The sequence below is a fragment of the Candidatus Limnocylindrales bacterium genome (assembly GCA_035571835.1).
Taxonomy (GTDB): domain Bacteria; phylum Desulfobacterota; class Binatia; order UBA1149; family CAITLU01; genus DATNBU01.
Window position 1 is genome coordinate 117,446 of the sequence record DATNBU010000041.1, and the last position, 24,015, is coordinate 141,460.

Consider the following 24,015-nt stretch of genomic DNA (forward strand, 5'->3'; position numbering starts at 1 on the left):
ATTGTCCATCTCGACTCGCCCGCGCTTAACAGCCCAGCCCGGAGTCTAGGTGGCCCGAATTCGCAGGCCCGCGCGAATTAACGCTGGTTCCGTGTCGTCCCAGGCTTTAGGAACGCCGCAGCGGCCCGCAGACAGAGATTCAGACTGAAAAAGGATTTGGCTCCCCGGGCCGGACTCGAACCAGCGACATGGTGGTTAACAGCCACCCGCTCTACCGACTGAGCTACCGGGGAACCTCCGGCGCTTATAGCGAAGCCGTCATCCGGAGCAATTCGCGCGCCGCGGCGCGGGCTTACGCCGAACAGTCCAGACACCGACAACTACCGCATATAAAGGAGGTGCCGACCGCTCCGAAGACCTGAAAGGCGATGGAGCACACCAAGCGAACGCAACGCGCGCCGTTACGACGCGGGAAGCCGAAGACATCGAGAGACCGGCTACTGCAGATACCCGAGCGACTTCAAATCCTTCTTCAACTCCTCCGGCATCTTGTCCCTCTTCGCACCCGGCTTCGCCTTCCCCGAAGTCTTCGCCGCGTCCTTCCCGGAAGGCGCCGAACCGTCGTCATCCTCGCGCTCGCCATTCCCCGTAGAATCCTCGTCATCCATCGCCGCCGCCTTCGTCGCATCATCCAGCTCGACAGCCGGCCGCGGCAGCGGCCGCAGCGCGTCGGCCCACTCGCGAAGCGTCTGACGCATCAGATACGCCGCGTTCTTCTCGGGCAGAGGATTCTTTTCGCCGGGATCTTCGACGAGGTTGTACGCCTCGTCGGTGCCTTCGTCGGTGTACGAGATCAGCTTGATCTCGTTCTTGGTGATCGCGATCGAGCGCCCGCGGCTCGAAAGCTGTCCCGGCGCGCTGTCAGCCTCGCTGTAGACGACCGGAAACGCTTTCTGCTTGCCCTCGATCATGGGAAGCAGCGTCACGCCCGGCATCGCATGCTCGATGCCGACGATGTCGAGCACGGTCCTCGCAACCGAGATCGACGCGGGGATCAGCCCGGGAATGCGCCGGGCGCTTACGGTCTGGCCCGGCAGGTAGATCATGTACGGCACGTGCAGCGACTCGTTGTACAGGAACCGCACGTGGTCGCAGTGGCCGTGCTCGAAGAACTCCTCGCCGTGATCCGACGTCAGCAGGATCACGGTGTTCTCCATCAGGTGCATGCGCTCGAGCGCCTCGAGCAGCACGCCGATCCCGCGGTCGCCGTGATGGATCGCGGCGTCGTAGTACCGCACGATCTTGTCCCTGCGGTCGCTGTTGGTGTCCTCGCGGTCGTCGCGCAGGCAGAAGTGGCTCTGCTCGGATTCGGCGTCGGCCGGCAGGCCCATCTCGGTCTTGTCGGCGGGCTTTGAGTAGTACGGCCGGTGCGCGTCGTAGCCGTGGAAGAAAAGAAAGAACGGGCTCCGCTTGTGGTCGTCGATCCACTCGAGCGTCGTGTCGATGTTGTGCTCGTAGTGCCGGCCGCGCGTCGCGTAGATGTCGAAGCCGCGGTTGAAGCCGTAGTGCTCGGAGACGAAGCCGCCGCCGGTAAAGCCCGCGGTCGCGTAGCCGGCGGCGCGGAAGACTTCCGGAAGCACGGTGTTCTGGTCCGACAGGACCCGCGACGCAGGGTAATGGAGCACGCCGAGGCGGCTCGGATACAGCCCGCTCAGCATCGCGGCGTGCGAGGGCAGGGTCCACGGCGCCTGCGCGATCGCGCGCTCGAAGACGATCGACTTGGCGGCCAGCGCGTCGACGTTCGGCGTGGTCGCCCGCTCGTAGCCGTACGAGCCGACGTGGTCGGCCCTTACGGTGTCGAACGAGATCAGGATGACGTTGCAGCGCTCGCAGAGCGGGCGGTCGGTGCGTGCGACCGACTCGGGCAGCCGCATGTACAGCAGTGCCAGGGCAAAGGCCGCCACCACGAGGGCACTCGCGCGCAGTAGAACATTTGCCATCGAAGGGAACTCGTGGGTTAGTCTAGGGGTTTTCGGCCTCCGGCACTAGCGAATGACGCGGTGGCCGCGCCCAACCGCCCTCCAGGAATCGCCAGGAAATGAAACGCGCGCTACTCCTTTTCTGCGCCGTCGCGCTTGTCGCGGCGGCGTGCTCCTCCGGCACGAAGACCGACGACTCGGCGCGTGTGATCGTACTCGGCATCGACGGCGGCACGTGGAACGTGATCGAGCCGATGATGCAGGCGGGCGAGCTGCCGAACATCAAGAAGCTCTACGACTCGGGCCTGCACGGCATCCTCGAGTCGCGCCCGCCGATCCTGTCTCCCGTTGTCTGGACGACGATCTTCACCGGCTTCGGTTTCCAGAAGCACGGCGTCAAGGACTGGAAGACCTCGCAGTCGACCAACCGGCGCGTCAACGCGATCTGGGAGATCCTTCGCGACCAGAAAAAGCGCGTCGATGTCTTCAACGTGCCGGCCACCTGGCCGCCCGATCCGATACCGGGCTCCATGCTGTCGGGCTTTCCGCTGAGCGGCGCGACGTTCGGCGGCAACACCGGCCAGCCGGTCACGCGCGAAGACCTCGACGGCGGCAAGATGGCGATCGCGTACAAGGACAACATCGACGCGATCAAGCAGAACGTGCTTCCGCTCGAAGTCGGCAAATGGACGCCGTGGTTTGCGGGCAAGGTCGCGAGCCGTCCGTCGTTCCGCGGCATGATGCGCGGATACCGCCTCGACGAGACGCAGTACTACCTGACGCCGCTATACCGCACCGACGAAGGTCTCGTCGCGAGCGAGCCGAAGAAGCTGCGCTCGCAGGTCTCCGAGAAAATCGGCGAGCCGTACATCCCCGAGGGTCCGGGCTGGAGCAAGTGGGCGGAAGACTACACGCCGGCGGTTCTCTACCAGCATCTCGAGCAGGTCTTCTCGATCCAGTCGAAAGCGGCGCTCCTGTACGCGCCCGGCGACTGGAAGCTCTTCCTTTACGTGATGACGTTCGTCGACCGCATCTCGCATCCGTACTGGGCGTACTCCCATCCGGAGAACTTCCCGGACATGAATCCCGACAAGGCGAAGAAGTACGGCGGCATGGTGGCCGACGCGTATCGCCGCTCGGACGAAGAGCTCGGCAAGATTCTCGCGGCCGTCAAAGGGACGGCGCCGTATGTCGTGGTCGTCTCCGATCACGGCTTCCAGGCGTCGGCCGACAAAACCAAGATGATCGGCACGCACAATCCCGACGGCATCTACATGGTCAGCGGCCCCGGCATCACGCCGAAGGCCGGAGTTCCGAAGTTCATCGAAGACGTGACGCCGACGCTTCTCTACCTGATGGGCATGCCCGTCGGTCAGGACATGGACGGGTCGGTGTTCGCGGAAGTCGAAGAGATGGTCGGCCGCAAGGTCGAGACGGTGGCGAGCTACGAAAAGGAAAAGCGCGACTCGACCGACAAGCCCGTCGACAACGACACGTGGGAGTCGCTGCGCGGTCTCGGTTACGTCGACGGCGCGCCGCCGCGCGCGCAGCAGGACAAGCAGCCTCCGCGCTCAGCGAATCAGCCCGGACAGCAGAGAGGCGGCGCAATGAATGCGCCGGCCGGGCAGGGCAGGACCAACGCCGCGCCGGGCGATGGCGGCTCGATCGGCAGTCCGCCGCGCTCCGGCGGAGTGCCGCCGCAGACAGGCGGCGGGGCGCAGCGAGGCACGAACACCACACCGCCGGACGCAGGTACCAACGCGCGGCCCGGCACGAACGCACGGCCCGGCACCAACGCTCCGCGTGCTGGCATGAACCCCGAGATGAAAGCCGGACAGCCGAGACCGTCGCGCCCGCCCGCCGGCGAAGCCGCTCCCGCACCAAACGGCGACGCCCCGGCCGAAGCTCCCCCAGCCAACGCGCTCGAGGACTGGCCCGAAGACAAGCGCCCGTCCCCGAAGAACCCGTAACCGGAAATCGGGGACAGACACTGATTTCGCGAAATCGGGGACAGACACCGATATCGGGAAATCGGGGACAGACACCGATTTCGCGACGTGCCGCGCGGGATTAATCGATATTGCGACGTCTGCGCTTCGCGACGTGCCTGCGGAGAATGCGTATCGCGACGTACGCGATTCGCACGTCTCTGCGCAGAGAGCCCGTATCGCGACGGAGAACGTCGCGGTCGTTTAGCGGGGAACGCCGTAAGGCTGGTAGCGGTAGCCGGGAGCCTGATTGATGTTCGGCGTCGCAGGCGCGACCGGCGCTGTCGGCGCGGCCGCCCCCGCAGCGGGAGCAGTCGGCAGCACGCTTCGCACGGCGGCCGCATTGCATCGCGCCTGAAGATCGAGCTTGTCGGCCTGACACTCCTGGAGGTCGCTGCGCGCCTTCAGAAGCTCGGCGGGGTCGGCCCCGGCGACTTCGACCGGAACGGCCGAGGCCTTTTCGAGCAGCACCTTCTGATCGGCCAGATCCGCGCGAACCGCCGCAATCCCTTCGTTGATCACGTGCAGCTCTTCGGTCGCCTTGGCGGTGCCTTCCTGCGGCGCCTCGGCGGCCGGCGATGCCATGCGGTTGCGCATCGCATCGAGCTCGATCGTCAGACCGTTGACCGATTGAGTCAGATGGCTCACCGGCTCGTTGCCCAGGTAGTAGCCGCCGAGGAACGCGGCCAGCACCAGCAGCATCGTCAGGAAAATCCGGAACATTCGGGTTTCATAAGTGCCCCGCGACGGGCAGTCAAAACCCGACCGGTGCGCGGGCGGACCGGAAAAGGGACCAGGTACATTTAAAAAAGCGCTGAAAATCCGGGCGGCGGCTCTGAGGTCGGGCGTTCGCAGACTCTACACGGCGCGCAGCCTGCGCTACCCTGTACGGTTCGATGCCACGCGAAGAACGCTTTCACCTGGTTACGGACTTCGAGCTGAGCGGAGATCAGCCGGCGGCGGTCGCCGCGCTGACCGAGGCGGCCGAGGCCGGCATCCGCCACCAGACGCTGCTCGGCGTGACCGGCTCGGGCAAGACCTTCACGGTCGCCAACGTGATCGCGCGCCTGCAGAAGCCGGCGCTGATCCTCGCCCCGAACAAGACGCTCGCCGCCCAGCTCTACAACGAGTTCCGGCTGCTGTTCCCCGACAATGCGGTTCGCTACTTCGTCTCGTACTACGACTACTATCAGCCGGAGGCCTACATGCCTTCGACCGACACGTACATCGAGAAGGACTCGGCGATCAACGACGAGATCGACAAGCTGCGCCACTCGGCGACCGCTGCGCTGCTCGACCGCAAGGACGTCATCATCGTCGCGTCGGTGTCGTGCATCTACGGTCTCGGCTCGCCGTCGGAATATTTCGATATGGTGCTGTTCCTCGAGGACGGCATGCGCATCGATCGCGACGAGGTGCTCGATCGCCTCGTGCGCATCCAGTACAAGCGCTCGGACGTCGACTTCCACCGCGGCACGTTCCGCGTGCGCGGCGACGTGGTTGAGATCTTCCCGGTCTACGAAGATTCGCGCGCGCTGCGCATCGAGTTCTTCGACGACGAGATCGAGGTCATCAAGGAGATCGATCCGCTGCGCGGCACCGTGATCGGCAAGCCGCGCAGCGTGTGCCTGTATCCGGCGAGCCACTACGTAACGCGGCCCGACCGCCTCAAGACCGCGATCGAATCGATTCGCCAGGAGCTCGGCACGCGCCTCGCCGAGCTTCGCCTCGCCGGCAAGATGCTCGAAGCGCAGCGCCTCGAGCAGCGCACGCTCTACGACATCGAGATCCTGTCCGAGATGGGAACCTGCCCCGGCATCGAGAACTACTCGCGGCATCTCACCGGTCGTAAGCCGGGCGAGTCGCCGCCGACGCTGCTGCATTACTTCCCCGAGGAGTTCATCGCGTTCATCGACGAAAGCCACGTGACGGTCTCGCAAGTCGGCGCGATGTACCGCGGCGACCGCTCGCGGAAGGAGACGCTCGTCGAGTTCGGCTTCCGACTGCCGTCGGCGCTCGACAACCGGCCGCTCAAGTTCGAGGAGTTCGAAGCGACGCTCGGGCCGACGATCTACGTGTCGGCGACGCCCGGCGACTTCGAGATCGAGCGCTCCGGCGGCGTGCTCGTCGAGCAGCTCGTGCGGCCGACGGGACTCGTGGATCCGCTGATCGACGTGCGTCCCGCCGGCAACCAGGTCGACGATCTCCTCGACGAAGTGCGCAAGACCGTCGAGAAGGGCGAGCGCGTGCTGGTGACGACCTTGACCAAGAAAATGGCCGAGGATCTCTCGGAGTATTACCACGACCTCGGCGTCAAGGTCCGCTACCTGCACTCGGACATCGACACGCTCGAGCGCACCGAGATCCTTCGCGATCTTCGCAAGGGCACGTTCGACGTGCTGGTCGGCATCAACCTCTTGCGCGAAGGGCTCGACCTTCCGGAAGTGTCGCTGGTTGCGGTGCTCGACGCGGACAAGGAAGGCTTCCTGCGCTCGACGCGCTCGCTGATCCAGACGATGGGCCGCGCATCGCGCAACCTGAACGGCCGCGTGATTCTCTACGCGGACGTGATGACCGAATCGATGCGTCGTGCGATCGAAGAAACGGATCGCCGCCGCGCGGTGCAGGAAGCGTACAACCTCGAGCACGGCATCGTCCCGCGCAGCACGATCCGCGCAATCGACGATCCGCTCGTGCGCATGGCCGAGCTCGACTACTACCCGATCCCCGAGGTGGCCGAAGAGCGCGCGCAGTACAACGAGCGCGACGCGCAAGCCGAAGTCGCCCGCCTCCGCCGCCTGATGCGCGAGGCTTCGGAGCGCCTCGACTTCGAACGAGCCGCCGAGCTGCGCGACAAGGCAAAAAAGCTCGAACAACAGGAGCTCGGCCTTGGCGGCTAACGAAGACAAGCCGGAAGCGAAATCGGCGACAGACGCGAAATCGGGGACTGATACCGATTTCCAGAACTCCACTCCGGCCACCGAGCCGACGCCCGCGAAATCGGTGTCTGTCCCAGATTTCCAAGCCAACGCTTCGCCAGAGCACGCCGCATCCGTCTCGAATACCGAAACCGACGCCGCGCCGGAAAAATCGGTGTCTGTCCCCGATTCCCCGCCAGAAGCACCGGCATCCGTCTCCGATCCCGCCGACCCCGACGACGCGAAGACCACCGCCTCCGACCGCGAAAAGCTCGAAGCGCGCATGGCCGAAAAAGCCGCCGTCGCGCCGACCGGCCCGGGCGTCTACATCTTCAAGGACAAGCGCGGCAAGGCGATCTACGTCGGCAAGGCCAAGAACCTTCGCGACCGCGTGCGCAGCTACGTCCGCGGAGGCGACGGCCGCTACCAGGTCAGCTTCCTGATGAACCGCGCGGCGGACTTCGAGACGCTCGTGACGGTCAGCGAGACCGAAGCGCTGATCCTCGAGAACAACCTGATCAAGCAGTACAAGCCGCGCTACAACATCAAGCTGCTCGACGACAAGAGCTACGTGTCGGTCAAGGTCACCGTCAAGGACGCGTGGCCGCGCATCCTCGTCACGCGCAAGATCCAGCGCGACGGCAGTGTCTATCTCGGTCCGTTCGCGTCGGCGTCAGGCATCCGCGAGACGCTCGAGATCGCACGCAAGATCTTTCCGCTGCGAAGCTGCTCGGACGCGGTGTTTCGCAACCGCTCGCGGCCGTGCCTCGAGTACCAGATCAAGCGCTGCCTGGCACCGTGCGTGCTCGAGGTCGACCGCGTCGAGTACGAACGCCAGCTCAAGGGCGCGACGCAGCTTCTCGAAGGCAAGACCGATGCGCTCGTCGCCGACCTCAAGGTGTCGATGAGCGCGGCGGCCGATGAAGAGCGCTACGAGGACGCGGCCCGCATCCGCGACCGCATCGAAGCGGTCTCGAAAGTCGCCGAGAAGCAGAAGGCGCTCGTGCACGGCGGCGGCGACCGCGACGTTTTCGGCTTCTATCGCGAGGGCGGGTTCCTCGAAGCGCAGGTGCTGCTCGTGCGTTCGGGTAAGCTCATCGGCAACAACTCGTATCATCTCGAGGATTTCGACTTCCCCGACGAAGAGGTGATCTCGGCGCTGACCGGCCGTTACTACGAAGGCGACCGCTACATTCCGGAGGAAGTGCTGCTGCCGGTCGCGTTCGAAGGCGCCGACGCGCTCGCCACGTACCTCGGCGGGCTTCGCGGGACGAAGGTCGACGTGTACGTGCCGCAGCGGGGCGACAAACGTCGCCTCGTCGAGATGGCCATCGACAACGCGCGCCAGGCCTTCGCCGACCGCAACGACGAGGCGCTGCGCCGTGAGCGGATGCTCGACGAGCTGCGCAGGAAGCTCCACCTCGCATCGACGCCGAAGCGCATCGAGTGCGTCGACATCTCGCACGTCCAGGGCGAGGCCGTGGTCGCGTCGCTCGTCGTGTTCGACGAGGGTCGCCCCGACAAGTCGAGCTACCGGCGCTACCGCCTGCGCGGCGTGCAGCGCAACGACGACTTCGCATCGATGAAGGAAGTGCTGTCGCGGCGGTTCACGCGCGGCAAGGAAGAGGGCGGCCTTCCGGACCTGTTGATGGTCGACGGCGGACGCGGCCAGCTCGCGATGGCGGTCGAGGCTGCGAAGGAACTCGGCATCGAGGGCGTCGAGCTCGCGTCGCTCGCGAAGGACCGCGTGGCCGGCGAGTTCCAGTCCGAGAACATCGAGCATACCGAGGAGCGCGTGTTCCGGCCGGGCCGCTCGAACCCGATCGTGCTGCGTCGCAACTCGAACGCGCTGTTCCTGCTGCAGCAGCTTCGCGACGAGGCGCACCGCTTCGCGATCACGTACCACCGCTCGCTGCGGGCGCGGAAGCGGCTGCGCTCCGTGCTCGACGACATCGGCGGCATCGGCCCGCGAAAACGCCGCGCGCTGCTGTCGGCGTTCGGCAGCGTGAAGCGGCTTCGCCAGGCGACCGTCGCCGAGATCGCCGAAGTCAGCGGCATCGGCCCGATGCTCGCCGAGAAGGTCGTCACCGCGTTGAACGCCCGGCACGTGAAGACGACCGCCGACGAGCGCGAAGCCGACGAATAAAGGGGACAGGTACATTTAAAAAAGCGCCGCAATTTCACGGGCGAGAAATGGACCAGGTACATTTGAAAGGGTCTTCGTGGGTTCGTGTGGGTCCGCGTTCGATCAAACGGGCTCCGTCAGATTGGCGGCAGCATCAGCGTCGGGAACTCCAGCCTGAGTTACTCTTCGTCGCGTAGACTGTAGGTCTCGGCCCCGACGATCCTGAATCATGCGGATGGACACCGCGTGCCGCTATCGGCGATGGGCTTGTTGTTGCGATGCGCAGCACGATCAGCGCGCTACGCCTGCTGCACGAACATTCCCCGGGGAATGTGATCCAGGTTTCGTCTGATGCACCAGCGCGCAGAGTGATCGGTGTCTTGAGCACCTGCACCGGGGCGGGCGATAGCGACGGCTCCGAGGGTTTGTCGATGTGGACGCCTTGGTAGGCGGCCGCGTTTTTCCACGAGAAAATTAAATGTACCTGTCCCCCTTTTTCATTGCGGCGCTGTGATGAAGCGGGGCGGAACATTTCATCGCCGTCATCTCGACGCGCGGGAGTCTTTCGCACGGGAGCGAGGTCGTTTAGCGGGAGGGGATGCGATTTGTTCTCTCGGCGCTCGCGCTGCTCATCGTGCAGCAGGTTTTCTGGCGCACGATTGATCCGCCCGGCGCACCGGGCGACCCGGGCCTCGCGGTACCGATCGCTGCATTCGCAGGCGACGCGAGCACGACGAACGAAGCGGTTCACCTCACTGGCCGCGTCGTCGATGCGGCGCCAACGTGGGGAGAAGGCGTTCGCCTCACGGTCGTTGCCGAATCGGTAGACGACCGCGCGGCCGAAGGGCTCGTCAACGTCTCGCTGCGCGAAACGTCGCGGCGGTGGCGAACCGGCGACCGCCTCGCGCTTCGCACGCGACTTCGCCGCATCACCGGCTTCGGCAACTTCGGCGAGCTCGATTGGGCGGCCTACAACGCACGGCGCGGCATCTTCGCCGGCGGCTACGCGTGGCACGACGAAGACGTCGAAGTGCTGCCGCCGAATGACGGCATCGTCGACCGGCTGCGACGGGCGTTCTCGGAGAGCTGCGAGCGCGCCGGAGGGCAGGGCGCCGAGATCCTCGAAGCCCTCGTGATCGGCGACCGCACGGGCATCGACGCCGCGACGTCGAACGCCGTCCGCGACGCCGGCCTCGCGCACTTCCTCGCGATCTCCGGATCGCACATGGCCCTGATCGTCGCGCTCGTGGTCGCGTTCGTCCGCCGGGCCGCCGGGCTGCGCGTGACCCTCCTCGAGCGCTACGACGTGCTGCGCGTGGCGGCGGTCCTCGCGGCGCTCGCGGTAATCGTTTACGGCGCGGTCTGCGGCGGCGGGGTCTCGGTGCTTCGCTCCGAGCTGATGGCGCTCGCCGCGATGGCCGCGCTGTGGCGAGGCCGTCCCGGCGACGAGATGCGCGCGCTCGGCGGCAGCGCGATCGTCCTCGCGCTCGCGATGCCCGGCGTCGGCGAGGAGGCCGGCTTCCAGCTCTCGTACATCGCCGTCCTCGCGCTGATCATGGACTCCCGCCGCCGCCGGAGATCGGTGAGATCCGCGACAGTGAAATCGGGGTCAGTGAAATCCGGGACAGACACCGATTTCAGCAAATTGGGGACAGACACTGATTTTCGTGAATCGGGGACAGACACCGCTTGCCGGCAATCCGGGACAGACACCGCTCCTCCGCAACCGCGCTCAGACACCGATTCCCGCCGCACCATCGCCGCAACTGCCATCGCCGCGAAAGCAGTCAACGCCGCTCCGGCGCCCGTGCTTCGCGCCCTTCACCTGCTCGCCGAAGCTGCCCGACTAACCGCGGTTTGCTGGCTGGTTACGTCGCCGGTCGTCGCCCATCACTTTCAACGCATCTCGCTGGTCGCGCCGCTGGCGAACCTGCTCGCGGCACCGCTCGTCTCGGCGATCGTTGTCGTTGGAATCGGTGGTCTGGCGCTGCTGCCGATCACGCCGCCGGCCGGCGATCTCGCGGTTCGCGTCGGAGCGTTCCTGTCCGATCTCGTCATTCGCGTGGCTGCCTGGTGCGCATCGATCCCGATGGCCGCGACGCTCACGCCGACCCCCGGCCCATGGCTGACGCTCACGCTGACCCTGCTCGGGCTCGCGATGCTTCTGCCCGCCAGTCGCGCTCAGCGGCGCGCGGCGGTCGCTCTCGCCGCAGCCGCCGGCGTCATGATCGCGCTGGCCGTCCACGACCGATTCCGCAGCGATCGCCTCGACGTGTGGTTCGCGTCGGTCGGGCAGGGCGACGCCGCCATCGTCCGCATGCCGGGCGGCACGGTCTGGGTCGTGGACGAAGGCCCGCCCGGTCGCGGCCGCATGGTCGTCGCTCCGCTGCTGCGGCGCGCGTGGATCGGCCGGATCGACGTGCTGGTCGCGAGCCACGTGCAGTCGGACCACGCCGGCGCGCTCACCGAGCTTCTCGAAGACTTCGACGTGGGCGAGATCTGGCTGCCCGACGGGCCATGCGACGACGTGCCGGCGGCCCGGGCGATTGGCCGTGCAGCGAACCTGCGCGGCATTCCCGTGCGGTTCGTGTCGCGCGATGACGACAAACCGGGGCTGCCGAGATTTCGCAACGCCGGAAGCGAACACCGCGACGCCGGAAGCGAACACCGCGACGCCGGCAGCGAAAGCCGCGACGCCCGAATCGAAGCCCGCGCCCCGGTCTTCGAAAATGCGCGCCGGTCGCCGATCCCGGAAAATCAGTGTCTGTCCCCGATATCCGGAAATCAGTGTCTGTCCCTGATTTCTCCAGAAGTGCTGTGGCCGGCGCGTGGCGCGGCGAAGTGCAACGACAACGATCAGTCGCTCGTGCTGAGGTTCGGATTTGCGGGGCGAAGCGTGCTGTTCACGGGCGACATCGAGGCGCCGGCCGAGCACGAGCTCGCGTCACGCTTCGACGTTCGCGCCGACGTGCTCAAGGTTCCGCATCACGGCAGCCGCACGTCGTCGACCGAAGCGTTTCTCGATGCGGTCCGGCCCGGGCTCGCGGTCGCGTCGCTCGGGCTCGACAACCAGTTTCACTTTCCGGCCCCCGAAGTCGTCGCGCGCTACTCGGCGCACGCGGCGAGGTTCCTGCGCATGGACGAAACCGGCGCCGTGCACCTGACGATCGATCGCGACGGTTCGCTCGGGATCGAGACGTTTCACCCAGAGGTAAACGCACTCGACGATCGGCCGGATGCCCTGGCAACGCTCAGTGCGATGGAAGCAGCTCCGCCGCCGTGACGACGGCATCGGGAAAAGCATCCATCGGCAGCCGGTCCGATCCGCCGGCAATTCCCTGCGCCCGATACTCGTGCGTCATCGAGTCCGGTTCGCCGAACCATTCGACCGTGTGATTGCGCAGATTGACGATCCAGTAGTTCGCGACACCGGCGCGAGCATAGATCGGTGTCCTCGTCAGGCGGTCCTGCGGCAGCGAACGATCGGAAACGTGGACGACGAGCAGAGCGGTCGTCGGGTGCTGAGTGTCATAGTCACGGAGCTGCCCCGGAAGAATTGCGACGTCCGGCTCGGGAACGCAGAACGGGCTCGCAACGAGCGGCGATCTCGAGGCGATGGGAATGTCCGGGCCGACAGCGCGACGCAATGCGCTGATCGCGCGGCGCATGCCCGAGGCCTGCGCGGGCGTCGGCGGCGCCGACGAAACGACGATTCCGTGGAGAAGCTCGGTTCTCTCGTCGGGATCAAGAACGCCTTCCTCGACGAGCGCGAAATACTTTTCCACCGTGTAGCGGCCATCGTCGGATGTCGTCGTTTCCATGCGCGTCACACTAGCGCCGCAGCCGGATCCGGCCAAGGTCAGGGCATGACTTCGATGACATGAAGTGCGACGCGCGGTTCAAGAATCTGGACGCGAAAGCCGGGAACCGTCCCGGCGACGCCGGGCATCGGACCCCGCACGACCCGCGACCGGACCGCACACGCCAAGTCCGGCCCTGACCTGTACGTACCGGTGCTTTCCCGCTATTGCGCGACGCGGAGGACCGAGCATGAGCGATGAACCGAAGAAGGCCGGCATCAAGCGGCGCGATTTCCTGATCGGCGCGACGTCGGGTGCGGTCGTCACGGCGCTCGGCGCGGCGGGAATCGTCAGTGTGCGCGAGAAGACGCGCAAGCTGCGCACGCCGGCCGAAGTCGATGCGGGAGCGCCGGCCGAGGTCGCCGAGTCGTTTGCCGATTCGCGGCCGTCGTACGTCGGAGAGGTCTCGGCCAAGGCCGGCTCACCGAACATCCTCGTGATCGTCCTCGACGACGTCGGTTTCTCCGACCTCGGCGTCTACGGCAGCGAGATCCGCACGCCGAACCTCGACGGCATCGCGCTCGCGGGGCTCCGCTACACGAACTTCCGTACCTGCGCGATGTGCTCGCCGACGCGCGCGTCGCTGATGACCGGCCTCAACCACCATTCGGCCGGCATGGGCTGGCTCGCCGATCTCGACAGCGGCTATGCGGGCTATCGCGGCGACATGACGCTCGAGGCCGCCACGCTCGCCGAGGTTCTTCGCGACGCCGGCTGGTCGACGATGCATGTCGGCAAGTGGCACGTGAACCTTGCGGCATCGTGCGGCGCCAACGGCCCGTACCACAACTGGCCGACCAACCGGGGCTTCGAGCGCGCGTTCTGGTTCCAGGGTCACTCGACCGACTACTTCCGGCCGTCCGAGCTGATCGACGGCGTCTCGCCGGTCGAAGCGCCGGTCAAGGACGACTACTTCGTCACCGAAGACCTGACGGACCGTGCGATTGCGTACGTGCGCACGCAGCAGTCGCTCGCACCCGAGAAGCCGTTTTACCTTCAGGTCGCGTATCCGACCGCGCACTCGCCGCTGCAGGCGAGGGCGCGCGACCGCGATGCGTACAAGGGCACGTACGATGCCGGCTGGGACGTGATCCGTGCGGCGCGGCTCGAGCGCCAGCGCAAGCTCGGCGTAATGCCGGAGACCACGCAGCTTCCGCCGCTGTCTCCCGGTGCCGACTCATGGGACACGCTCGATCCGACGCAGAAGAAGATCTACGCGCGCTACATGGAAGTCTACGCCGGCGCGATCACGAGCGTCGATGGGCAGATCGGCCGCCTGATCGATTCGCTCGACGAGATCGGCGTGCGCGACAACACGCTGATCATGGTCATCTCGGACAACGGCGGCTCGGCGGAAGGAACGACGACCGGCACGCCGAACGTGTTCGCCGCCGCGCTCGGTCGCCCGGTACCCGTCGACGAGGCGATCAAGCACTACGACATCATCGGCGAGAATCCGACGTTTCCGCACTATCCGATCGGATGGGCGTGCGCGTCGAACACGCCATTCCGCATGTACAAGCAGTACGCGCATCTCGGAGGGGTGGCCGATCCGCTGCTGGTCTCGTGGCCGAAGAGAATCACGGCGCGCGGCGAGATCCGCGACCGCTTCGTGCACGTGGTCGATCTCTACCCGACGATTCTCGAAGCCGCCGGCATCAAGCGGCCCGACGTCTATCGCGGCCGCAAGCTCAAACCGATCGAAGGCGCGAGTGTCGTCGCGACGTTCGCGAGCGCGACCGCGGCCACGCGCACCGAGCAGTACTTCGAGCTCGGCGGCCAGCGCGGCTATCTCGACGGCAACTGGCGCCTCGCGTGCCGTCACGAGCGCGGCACGCCGTTCGAGAACGACGCGTGGGAGCTCTTCGACCTCAGCAAGGATCCGAACGAGCTCGTCAACCTCGCGGCGTCCAACCCGGAGAAGGTCAAGGAGCTCGCCGCCAAGTGGAATGCAGCGGCGGAACGCTACGGCGTGTTCCCGCTCGACGACCGCAACCTCGTCATCAAGATGAGCCAGGATCGCCTGCGCCGCGGGCTGCGGCGGCACTGGGAGTTCCGGCCGCCCGTCGAACGCATCTCCGCGCAGGTCTCGCCGTTCATGAACGGTTTCGACCACGAGATCGTCGCCGAGCTGCAGCGTCCGGCGGGCAAAGGCGACGGCGTGATCGTCGCGTGCGGCTCGCAGCCGGCGGGCTACGTCCTGCACATCACCGGCGGCAGGCTCGTCTACGAGCAGAGCATGTTTCCGTGGAACGAACGCATCGAGTCGTCGGAGCCGGTGCCCGACGGCGACGTGACGGTGCGCTACGTGCAGAAGATGACGTCGCGTCCGTTCGAAGGCGGCGGCTCGCTGTTCATCGGCGACCGCAAGGTGGCCGAGCACAAGTTCACGCACTGCGTGCTGTCGACGAGCTACGACGGCTTCTCGCTCGGAGCCGACCTCGGCAACCAGGTCTCGACGATGTACCGCGGCACGCATCCGTTCCAGGGGCGCATCGTCAAGGTGACGATCGACATCGACACGACACCGTTCACGACGCTCGAGCAGATGCGCTTCGTCGACAAGCTCGGGATCAAGGTGTGACGGGTCCGGCGGCATGACGGCCACCCGCGACGCAGTATCCTCGATCCGCGACGGAACGTCCGCCGCCCGCGACGGAACGTCCGAAGTCCGCGAAGGAATGATCGTTGTGGAAGCCGGCCGCTACCGCCTCGGATCCGATGCGCACTATCCGGAGGAGCGGCCGCTGCGCGAAGTCGAGGTGCGGCGCTTTGCGATCGATCGTGCGCCGGTGACCAACCGTGAGTTTTCCGAGTTCGCCCGTTCGACCGGTTACGTGACGCTCGCCGAGCGCGCCGTTCCCGCAGGTTCCGCCGTATTCCGCATGACGGCGGGGCCGGTCGATCTTCGCGATCCGTCGAGCTGGTGGACGTTTGAACCCGGCGCGAGCTGGCGAGCACCCGACGGACCGGGCTCCGCCACGGACGATCGCGACGATCATCCGGTCGTGCACGTTGCGTACGAGGATGCGTGCGCGTTCGCGAAGTGGCGCGGCAAACGTCTGCCCGACGAATGCGAATGGGAAGCGGCCGCGCGCGACGGTCTCGACGCCGCAACGTACGCTTGGGGCGACGAGCTGACGCCGCAAGGCCGCATGATGGCCAACTTCTGGACCGGTGCGTTCCCGTGGTACTTCGCGCGCGGCACTCCGGGGACGACTGCGGTCGGCTCGTTTCCGCCGGCACGAAGCGGCGCCGTCGACATGATCGGCAACGTCTGGGAATGGACGCGAACGCCGATGCACGACCCGAAGCCGTGCGGATGCACGCCGCCGCCGCTCGCGGGCGCAGCGGCTCGCGATGCGATGCTGGTGCTGAAAGGCGGATCGTGGCTGTGCGCTGCGGAATACTGCGCGCGTTACCGGCCGGCCGCGCGCATCGCGCTCAGCGCCGAATCGACGACCGCGCACGTGGGCTTTCGCTGCGCGATCGACCTCTGAACGTGTCGGTCTGCGCGTGGCCGCGCTCGTGGTCGGTCGAACGCTGCTACTGCTGGACCTTGACCCAATAGTTGATCTTCACGTCGCCGTAGTGGCTCTGCTCGACGAACGGTTGGGGAATGGGAGACCCGAATACCAGCGGCTGGTACCGGACCAGCGTGCCCGACGGCGTGTTTTCGTCGGTCGCGACCGTGGTGTTGGCGTCGTAGACGCCCATGATCCAGTAGACGCCAGCCGTCACGTGAGTCGGCGCGATCGGGATTTCCTGGCTTCCGATCACGGTCAACGTGGATGCGGACGTCGCGACCAGCTGTCCCGGCGAGCCGCCGGCATCCTTGTACAGCACCATCTGCACATGCGCGCCGCCGGTGCGCATGATGAGGCCGAAGTGCGTGACCGTTGCGTCGAATTCGATCGTGACGGGGAACCCCAGCAGGTAATTTTTTTCGAACGCCGAGTCGAGATTGGTGTCGAGCGGAAAGCCGTAGCGGTTGATGAAATCGGGGCAGGTCAGCGCAAGCGGCTGCCCCACGGCCTTCCTCAGCACCGACAATGCGTCGGTCGACGTGACCGTGCCGTTGCTGTTGACGTCGCCGCAAAGTGCCGCTGCGTCGGCTGCGGCCGTGCGCAGGGCAACCAGAAGGCAAGCCAGGACGATTGCGTTCAGCAGCCGGGGAATTCTCGACATCGTTGCTCTCCTGCTCTTCGGTGGAGGGCGACGATCGCCCGGTTGTCGCCGGCGTCGCGATTGTCACCGGCGTCGCGACGAAATGTTCGCACGCGCGTCCCCGTTGAGCCGCTTCGCGCTTTAGCGGTGGTCTTCGCAAAAGAAAACCGGGACCGTCGCGGTCAGTTGCCGTGACTGTCCCGGTGTCCGCGCATGTAACCCGCGCGTGGTTCTGATTCGCGCCGGCAGTCCGGAGCAAGAGCCGGTGCCGGTTTCGGAATTTACCCGTGACCCGCGCGGGGCGTTGCTCGCAGAGCGCGTCCGCGAATCGGATCGCGCCAGAAGGGAGCGAGCGCACCCCGCGCGGAGCGCACGGCGTCGTCAGCGATTCTTCCCGGGCGCGAGTCGAGGCTGCCCGGGAATCGGGTTGCGGCCGGGCTCGTTTATCCCGTCGGACGGATCGTCGTCACCGGGCGTCTTCGAGAAGTCGGTCTCGTTGCCCATTCCCTCGGGAGTTCCACGCGGAGTCGGGACCGCGCCGACCGCCGTATTCTTCGGCATCGCGCCCGGCGGAAGCGGGTCGTTGAGCTGCTTCGGAGACTCGTTGTCTCCATCGCGGTCATAGTCCGTGCGGTGCTCGGCGTACGCGGCCAGCGGGAGCACGCCAACCAGCAGCGCGGTTGCGGCAAGCCTCGCCAGGAGTCGGTTTTGAGTTCGCATGGCGCACCTCGTGTCGCTTCGGCGCGAATTCGCCGGTTGGTCGACTGGCCGGCTCGCCGAAAAAACTCGATCTTCGGACGGCCGCTGTGCGGCTGCATTCGACTTCTGCCCGACGCTGCGAAGCGAGTGAGTCTCGACGTGACAGTTGTTCCCGCACCTGCGGAAATACTCTCTGCATCCGCATTGCCGACGACGGCACTTTCTCACCAATGATGTTGTGTGCTTTCGCTGCATTGGACACATCGGCCCCCCGCATTGCCGGTTTCCGAGCAATTGCACCGGGCCGTGTCCTCGACGCGCCGGGCCATGGCGCTGCTGCGTCGAGTGGTGCTCGGTCTTCTTACCGTTGTTGCGATCGCGTTGGGGGCGGTGCTCGTGGCCTCGGTCGTCGGACTGCCACGCTATTCCTACCTCCCGGCGATGGAGTCGGTGCTCAACCCGCAGGTCCTCGACGTTGCCGTCACGTACGACACGTCCGGCCGCAGCCTGACGGACATCGATGCGCCGCCGGCCGCCGACCTCGCGCCGCTGCCGGCACGCGAAGGCGACGTTCGCATCGATTCGGCCATGCTCGCGCTCGGACGCGAGACGTTCTATCGCGAGACGTTCGGCAACGAGGTCTTCCTGACCGACGTTGCCGGCTTCCTCGACGGTCCGCTGCGGCCGTACAACCTTGCGAGGGCCGTGATGGCGCTCGAAGGACGCGGCACCACCAATCTACGCGTCGAGCTGGCCGAGACGGTCCGCATCGGCTCGGTGACGTACCGCGAAGGTTCCACGATCGATACCGGACTCGACGTACCGGCCGGCTCCTACGCGATCCTCGGGATGCCGATCCGGATTGCGCGCGGGCATGTCATGGCCGGCATGACGTGCGCGGCGTGCCACTCGACCGTCGATCCGGACACGAAGCAGGTCATCGACGGCGCGGTCAACAGCGACCTCGCGGCCGGCCTGCTGCTCGCGTTCGCGACGAACTCGGCTGCGTACTTCCCGCACGCCGAAGTTGCGTCGCTCGAGCCGTACGTGCGCGATCGATCGAGGAGGGTCGCCGCCTTCGACGGCAGCGCGGTGCCGCTTCCCGATGCGTCCGCGCTCGAGGCTGCGGTCGACGAAGTGTTCGCGAGCTGGCCGCCGGGAAGCTTCGATACGACGACCGACATGAAAGCCGATCCGACGCAGATTCCGGACTCGTTCACGCTCGGCGACCATCCGTACGGCTGGAGCGGATATGCCGCGGTCGGGCCGTTCCTCGGGCTTGCGTCGCTGTGCAACAACGCGCACGGGCCGAACGCGGATTCTCTGGCGCAGGCCGACCTTGCGCCCGCGCTGTTCGGTATCGACAGCGAAGTCTACATCGCGACGATCCTGCAGAATGCGGCCAATCCCGGATTCCGCTTCGATCCGGAGCAGCAGGAAAGGCCGTCGGCGTTCGTCGCATCCGTCGATCCGACGCCCGGCGCGCCGGGAATCAACGAGCTCGTCAAACCGCCCGGCTACCCGGAGATCTCGTGGATCGCGCCCGACGGCATGTTCGTCGGCTCGCCCGGCCGCAACGCGTGGGAACAGAGCAACGCGATGGCGGCATGGCAGAACACGCTCGCTCCGCCGCCTTCGCCTGTGGAGGCCGATGCCGAGAAATTCGCGCGCGGACGCGTGGTGTTCGAGAAGGCGCGGTGCGCGGGATGTCACGCCGGGCCGGCTCTGACCAGCAACAAGATCATTGCCGCGTCGCAGATCGAGACCGAGCCGGCGCGCGCGCTCGCATACCAGAAGACCGAAGCGAGCTTCGGGCCGCCGCTGATGTTCACGTTCGATACGCCGGTGCCGCTGCCTGCGGAACCGAAGACGATGCTCGTCAACATGAAGGGTCTCGAGCCGCATCAGCTCGATCTGGCCTGGGCGCACGACAACACGACCGGCGGCTACAAGATTCCGAGTCTCGTGGGGCTGTACTGGTCGGCGCCTTATCTTCACGATGGCGGCGTCGCGGTCGGAGCCAACGATGAGCTCGGCGTCTCCGGCACGCTGCTGCGCGGTGTTGCGGTGAGTCCCGAGAAAAGCCTGATCGCGTTCGTCGATCGCAACCTGCGCGAGCTCGTCGTCGCGGCCAACGATGGGTCCGCATCGCTGCGCAGGGTACACGTGCGCGGCAGCGGTCATCCGTTCTGGGCTGACACGCAGGCGGGTTTCTCGGCCGACGACCAGCGTGCACTCGTCCACTATCTGCTGACCGCGGGTCAGCCCGAGCAGGATGAGGACGAGATCACCGACAGTCCTGGCTCCGAGGTCATGGCTCTTGCGTGGGTCTCCGACGACGACAGGCCGCAGCAACGTTCTGCCATCCGATCCCGACATTCGGTCGTGCCGGGATCACGGAAGTGACAACTTCGGCATTGACTGGTCACCCGAAGCAGCAGAGATTTTTGTTGCGTTCTCAGTACGCTGCTTGTTGGGCCGGTCGGGGTCCATATAACATCACCAAGGTTACCCCGACTGCGCCCCGTCCTCTGTCTGCGAGGTAGAAATGTATGGATGAACGAACGCGACACCCAATCGAGTCCGGCGAGGTCGCGGCGGCGCGTCTGGCCGCGATCGTCGATTCGTCGGACGATGCGATCGTCGCCAAGACCCTCGAGGGCATCATCACGTCGTGGAACCGGTCCGCCGAGAGGATGTTCGGCTATACGGCGGACGAGGCCATCGGCCAGCACATCAGCCTGATCATCCCGAAGGATCGCCGAGGCGAAGAAGTCCAGGTCATCAACCGCATCAAGAACGGCGAGAAGGTCGACCATTTCGAGACCGTGCGGCAGGCCAAGGACGGCAGCCTTCTCGACATTTCGCTCAGCGTTTCGCCGGTCCTCGATCCGACCGGCAAGATCGTCGGAGTCTCCAAGGTCGCCCGCGACATCACCGACCGCCGCAGGATCGAGCGCGAGCGCGTGCAGCTTCTCGAACAGGTCCAGGCCGACAACAAGGCGAAAGACGAATTCCTCGCGCTGCTCGGACACGAGCTTCGCAATCCGCTTGCGGCCATTGCGAGCGCCGGCCAGCTGCTCGCGATCGCCCGCAACCTCGAAGACATCGCGCGGCCGCAGATCGTGATCGCCCGCCAGGTCGCGCATCTTGCGCGCCTGGTCGACGACCTGCTCGACGTTGCCCGCGTGCGCGCCGGAAAGATCACGCTCGACCGCAAGCCGGTCGTGCTGTCGGACGCCGTCGAGCACGCGCTCGACGTGCTGCGCTCCGGAATGCGCCCGGCCTGGCACGTGATCGAGGTCGACTGCGGCGACGTCACCGTCGATGCCGATCCGGTGCGGCTCGAACAGATCATCCTCAACCTGCTGACCAACGCGGTGAAGTACACGCCGGCCGGCCGCCGTATCCGCGTGAGCGCACGCGCGGCGAACGGGCAGGGCGAGCTTCGCGTGCAGGACGAAGGTGTCGGGATTGCGCCGTCGTCGCTGCCGAGGATCTTCGGGTTGTTCGTGCAGGGCGAATGGACGGTCGATCGCGCCGAAGGCGGCCTCGGAATCGGCCTTACGCTCGTGCGTACGCTGACCGAGCTGCACGGCGGTACGGTCGAAGCGTTCAGCGAAGGACCGGGCCGCGGAAGTCTCTTCACCGTGCGGCTCCCGCTGGCTACGCAGGCGGAGCAGGCAAAGACCGCCCCGCCGGAACCGGGTTCGAGCCGTCGCATCCTGATCGTCGAGGACAACGCCGATGCGCGCGAGATGCTGCGCGTGCTGCTCGAGCGGCAGGGCCACGAGGTCTTCGAAGCCGCCGACGGAGCCGAAGGCCTGCGCATGGCGCTCGAGCTGAGGCCGAATCTTTCGCTGATCGATATCGGCCTGCCGATCGTCGACGGCTACGAGGTCGCGCGCCTGATTCGCGAATCGAACGAATCGGGCCGCCTGGTTGCTCTGACGGGATACGGGCAGCCCGAAGACCGCCAGCGCTCGCTCGCCGCCGGCTTCGACGATCACCTGGTCAAGCCGGTCGCTCCCGCGCGTCTTCTCGCGGTCGTCTCCAAGGCCGGAGACAACAAGAACCGCGCCGCCGGCAGCTGATCAGAAATCGGGGACAGACACCGATATCCGAAAATCGGTGTCTGTCCCCGTTTTTCTGGTTTTCCCCTTTCGATTACGAGTGCAGGCGTTGCGAGCGCGGGTGGCAGACCGCGGCGTAGGCCTCGACCACTTTCTTCGGATCGACGTCGCCGGTCTTTCCTCCGCGCGCTTCTTCGCTCTGGCGCGTGATGTCGGCGAGCGAGAGGATTCCGCACAGCCGCCCTTCGTTGTCGGTGACGGGAAGGCGCCGCACCTGACACTGCTCCATGATCTGTTCGGCAGCCCGGACCGAATCGTCCGGACAGCAGCATTTGACGTCGGCGGTCATCGTATCGCAGATCCGCACGCTGCTCGGCGCGACGTCGCGCGACCAGCATGCGATGGCGATGTCGCGATCGGTGATCGCGCCGACCACCCGGCGATCCGAGTCGACGATCGGGACGATGCCGCAGTCGTTATCCCACATCAGCTTGACCGCTTCGCTGCAGGGATCGTCGGGCCGGCACGCCGCGACGTCGCGGGTCATGATTTCCTCAACTTTCATATCGCCTGTCTCCTTTCCGTCAGGTCCTGGGGTTCCGAGTGCGAGTCGGTGGCCGCGATCGACGGAATCGCCGATCACTGATCGCAGGCTAGGCGCACGCCGCTGGACGCGGCAACGGTGCCCGCACGAAAATGCTCTCCGCCGGGGGACGCGCCGAAACCGGACGAAACGGAAATCGGGGACAGACACCGATTTCCCGAAATCGGTGTCTGTCCCCGATTTCGGCAGGTTCGCGCACGCGGCGGGTTTTGCAGGGCGGAGCGTGCGCCGATACACACGGCGTACCGCCCTGCGTCGATGCCCGGCCCTGCGACCGGCACCCCGCTACGGACTTCGTCATGGCCATTACTTCGATCAAGGGTTTCCGCGACGTGCTGCCGGCGGAAGCCGACCGCCGGCGCGACATACTCGATGCCGCTCGCGCGGTCCTCAAATCCTATGGTTACGGCGAGATAGAGCTTCCTCTTCTGGAGAAGGTTGAGCTTTTCAAGCGATCGGTCGGCGACACCTCCGACATCGTCGAGAAGGAGATGTACGCGTTCGAGGACAAGGGCGGCGAGACCATCGCGCTGCGTCCCGAAGGAACCGCATCGCTGGTGCGCGCGTACCTCGAAGCCGGCCTGGCCCGGGCCCAGCCGGTCGCGCGCCTCTGGTACACCGGGCCGATGTTCCGGCGCGAACGTCCGCAGAAAGGACGCTACCGCCAGTTCTCGCAGATCGGCGCCGAATTCCTCGGCCGCGAGGATGCCGCGGCGGACGCCGAGACCATCTGCCTGGTTGCCGACATCTGTCATGCGATCGGTGTGCGCGGCATGCGCATCCATGTGAACTCGCTCGGAGATGCGACGTGCCGGCCGGCCTACCGCCAGAAGCTCGCCGACTACGGCCGCTCGGTGATCGACCGCCTGTGCGACGACTGCCGCGCGCGCCTCGACCGCAATCCGCTGCGTCTGCTCGACTGCAAGAACGAAGGCTGCCGCCTCGCCATGGAAGCGGCTCCGCTGATGATCGATCACCTGTGCGACGGCTGCCGCACGCATCACGCCGAAGTCATGCGTCTGGTCGAATCGGCCGGGATTCCGGTGACGCCGAATCCGCGCATGGTACGCGGGCTCGACTATTACTGCCGGACGGCGTTCGAGATCACGGCCGAAGGGCAGGGCGCGCAGGACGCCATCGGCGGGGGAGGACGCTACGACGGGCTCGTTGCCGCGCTCGGTGGACCCGACCTCGCCGGCATCGGCTTCGCGTTCGGCGTCGAGCGACTGCAGCTCGCGAGCGCGACCGAAAGCGACAGTGAATCCGGCCCGCTGGCGCTCGTTGCACCGATTGGAGACCTCGCTGCGCCGATCGCACTCGCTCTGACACGTCGGCTGAGGCAAACAGGGGCACGCATCGATCTGGAATCCCCGCACCGCAGGCTCAAGGCGCAGCTCAAGCAGGCCGACAAGGCCGGCGCGCGTTTCGCGGTGATTCTCGGCGACGCGGAGCTCGAAGCGGGACGCGCGACGGTGCGCGACCTCAAAGCCCAGAAGGACCATCCGTTGCTGTTCGGATTGTCGGACGAAGCCGGCGAGATCATCGCGGCGCTTCATCAGGCAGCCGGACAGAGCGATCAGCAGAGCCCGGGACGGATCGAATCGGAGCCGGCAGCGGAGCGATTGACGGCAGCGGAGCGATTGAAACGAGGAGCGGACTGAA

The 24,015-nt window shown here is 66.2% G+C and carries 15 protein-coding genes and 1 tRNA gene; 9 read left to right on the forward strand and 7 right to left on the reverse strand.

The window, feature by feature from the left end:
- Positions 1 to 157 precede the first annotated feature (157 nt).
- Together VN634_19800 and VN634_19805 are read right to left on the reverse strand one after the other, a co-directional pair.
- Positions 158 to 233: transfer RNA gene (locus tag VN634_19800), tRNA-Asn, on the reverse strand.
- A gap of 204 nt (positions 234 to 437) precedes the next feature.
- Positions 438 to 1,940, reverse strand: a complete 1,503-nt coding sequence (locus tag VN634_19805) for a sulfatase (GenBank protein ID HXC53142.1) — start codon at positions 1,938 to 1,940, stop codon at positions 438 to 440.
- 98 nt (positions 1,941 to 2,038) lie between these two features.
- Between VN634_19805 and VN634_19810 the strand changes: the two genes are divergently transcribed.
- Entirely contained in the window at positions 2,039 to 3,889 is a 1,851-nt protein-coding gene (locus VN634_19810) for an alkaline phosphatase family protein (GenBank protein ID HXC53143.1), read from the forward strand.
- Positions 3,890 to 4,111: 222 nt separating this feature from the next.
- Here VN634_19810 and VN634_19815 read toward each other — a convergent pair whose 3' ends face one another.
- Positions 4,112 to 4,630, reverse strand: a complete 519-nt coding sequence (locus VN634_19815) for a hypothetical protein (protein HXC53144.1) — start codon at positions 4,628 to 4,630, stop codon at positions 4,112 to 4,114.
- 173 nt (positions 4,631 to 4,803) lie between these two features.
- On the opposite strand from VN634_19815, the gene uvrB reads away from it, so the two are divergent.
- The 3 genes from uvrB to VN634_19830 all read left to right on the forward strand — a co-directional run bounded on the left by uvrB (position 4,804) and on the right by VN634_19830 (position 12,233).
- A complete protein-coding gene (gene uvrB / locus VN634_19820; GenBank protein ID HXC53145.1) occupies positions 4,804 to 6,807 on the forward strand; it encodes an excinuclease ABC subunit UvrB in 2,004 nt (667 codons plus the stop codon).
- 193 nt (positions 6,808 to 7,000) lie between these two features.
- Complete coding sequence (gene uvrC, locus VN634_19825; protein HXC53146.1) at positions 7,001 to 8,971, forward strand: excinuclease ABC subunit UvrC; 1,971 nt, start codon at positions 7,001 to 7,003, stop codon at positions 8,969 to 8,971.
- A 577-nt stretch (positions 8,972 to 9,548) separates the two neighbouring features.
- Entirely contained in the window at positions 9,549 to 12,233 is a 2,685-nt protein-coding gene (locus VN634_19830) for a ComEC/Rec2 family competence protein (protein HXC53147.1), read from the forward strand.
- Here the strand turns inward: VN634_19830 and VN634_19835 are convergent.
- On the reverse strand, positions 12,202 to 12,771 hold the full coding sequence (locus VN634_19835; GenBank protein ID HXC53148.1) for a Uma2 family endonuclease: 570 nt from the start codon (positions 12,769 to 12,771) through the stop codon (positions 12,202 to 12,204). The two genes, VN634_19830 and VN634_19835, sit on opposite strands and share 32 nt — an antisense overlap.
- A gap of 229 nt (positions 12,772 to 13,000) precedes the next feature.
- Between VN634_19835 and VN634_19840 the strand changes: the two genes are divergently transcribed.
- Both VN634_19840 and VN634_19845 read left to right on the forward strand, forming a co-directional pair.
- Positions 13,001 to 15,394: a sulfatase-like hydrolase/transferase gene (locus tag VN634_19840; GenBank protein ID HXC53149.1), complete on the forward strand. Its 2,394-nt coding sequence runs from the start codon at positions 13,001 to 13,003 to the stop codon at positions 15,392 to 15,394.
- Between the two features lie 13 nt (positions 15,395 to 15,407).
- On the forward strand, positions 15,408 to 16,310 hold the full coding sequence (locus VN634_19845; GenBank protein HXC53150.1) for a formylglycine-generating enzyme family protein: 903 nt from the start codon (positions 15,408 to 15,410) through the stop codon (positions 16,308 to 16,310).
- Between the two features lie 46 nt (positions 16,311 to 16,356).
- Here the strand turns inward: VN634_19845 and VN634_19850 are convergent, their stop codons facing one another.
- On the reverse strand, positions 16,357 to 16,998 hold the full coding sequence (locus VN634_19850; GenBank protein ID HXC53151.1) for a hypothetical protein: 642 nt from the start codon (positions 16,996 to 16,998) through the stop codon (positions 16,357 to 16,359).
- 360 nt (positions 16,999 to 17,358) lie between these two features.
- Complete coding sequence (locus tag VN634_19855) at positions 17,359 to 17,697, reverse strand: hypothetical protein (protein HXC53152.1); 339 nt, start codon at positions 17,695 to 17,697, stop codon at positions 17,359 to 17,361.
- A 306-nt stretch (positions 17,698 to 18,003) separates the two neighbouring features.
- Here VN634_19855 and VN634_19860 point away from each other — a divergent pair, with 306 nt between their 5' ends.
- Together VN634_19860 and VN634_19865 are read left to right on the forward strand one after the other, a co-directional pair.
- Positions 18,004 to 20,082: a hypothetical protein gene (locus tag VN634_19860; protein ID HXC53153.1), complete on the forward strand. Its 2,079-nt coding sequence runs from the start codon at positions 18,004 to 18,006 to the stop codon at positions 20,080 to 20,082.
- Between the two features lie 146 nt (positions 20,083 to 20,228).
- Positions 20,229 to 21,770 (forward strand): PAS domain S-box protein, encoded by a 1,542-nt coding sequence (locus tag VN634_19865; GenBank protein HXC53154.1) that lies wholly within the window; start codon positions 20,229 to 20,231, stop codon positions 21,768 to 21,770.
- Positions 21,771 to 21,843: 73 nt separating this feature from the next.
- Here the strand turns inward: VN634_19865 and VN634_19870 are convergent, their stop codons facing one another.
- Positions 21,844 to 22,314 (reverse strand): CBS domain-containing protein, encoded by a 471-nt coding sequence (locus VN634_19870; GenBank protein HXC53155.1) that lies wholly within the window; start codon positions 22,312 to 22,314, stop codon positions 21,844 to 21,846.
- A gap of 338 nt (positions 22,315 to 22,652) precedes the next feature.
- Here VN634_19870 and hisS point away from each other — a divergent pair, with 338 nt between their 5' ends.
- Positions 22,653 to 24,014, forward strand: coding sequence for a histidine--tRNA ligase (gene hisS / locus VN634_19875; protein ID HXC53156.1), 1,362 nt, complete (start codon positions 22,653 to 22,655; stop codon positions 24,012 to 24,014).
- The last annotated feature ends 1 nt before the right edge of the window (position 24,015 follow it).

Excerpts from the sequence above, each read along its gene's own strand:
- VN634_19805 (HXC53142.1), bottom strand. The coding sequence starts at position 1,940 with ATGGCAAATGTTCTACTGCGCGCGAGTGCCCTCGTGGTGGCGGCCTTT.
- VN634_19810 (HXC53143.1), top strand. The coding sequence starts at position 2,039 with ATGAAACGCGCGCTACTCCTTTTCTGCGCCGTCGCGCTTGTCGCGGCG.
- VN634_19815 (HXC53144.1), bottom strand. The coding sequence starts at position 4,630 with ATGTTCCGGATTTTCCTGACGATGCTGCTGGTGCTGGCCGCGTTCCTC.
- uvrB (HXC53145.1), top strand. The coding sequence starts at position 4,804 with ATGCCACGCGAAGAACGCTTTCACCTGGTTACGGACTTCGAGCTGAGC.
- VN634_19830 (HXC53147.1), top strand. The coding sequence starts at position 9,549 with ATGCGATTTGTTCTCTCGGCGCTCGCGCTGCTCATCGTGCAGCAGGTT.
- VN634_19835 (HXC53148.1), bottom strand. The coding sequence starts at position 12,771 with ATGGAAACGACGACATCCGACGATGGCCGCTACACGGTGGAAAAGTAT.
- VN634_19840 (HXC53149.1), top strand. The coding sequence starts at position 13,001 with ATGAGCGATGAACCGAAGAAGGCCGGCATCAAGCGGCGCGATTTCCTG.
- VN634_19845 (HXC53150.1), top strand. The coding sequence starts at position 15,408 with ATGACGGCCACCCGCGACGCAGTATCCTCGATCCGCGACGGAACGTCC.
- VN634_19850 (HXC53151.1), bottom strand. The coding sequence starts at position 16,998 with ATGTCGAGAATTCCCCGGCTGCTGAACGCAATCGTCCTGGCTTGCCTT.
- VN634_19855 (HXC53152.1), bottom strand. The coding sequence starts at position 17,697 with ATGCGAACTCAAAACCGACTCCTGGCGAGGCTTGCCGCAACCGCGCTG.
- VN634_19860 (HXC53153.1), top strand. The coding sequence starts at position 18,004 with ATGGCGCTGCTGCGTCGAGTGGTGCTCGGTCTTCTTACCGTTGTTGCG.
- VN634_19865 (HXC53154.1), top strand. The coding sequence starts at position 20,229 with ATGGATGAACGAACGCGACACCCAATCGAGTCCGGCGAGGTCGCGGCG.
- VN634_19870 (HXC53155.1), bottom strand. The coding sequence starts at position 22,314 with ATGAAAGTTGAGGAAATCATGACCCGCGACGTCGCGGCGTGCCGGCCC.
- hisS (HXC53156.1), top strand. The coding sequence starts at position 22,653 with ATGGCCATTACTTCGATCAAGGGTTTCCGCGACGTGCTGCCGGCGGAA.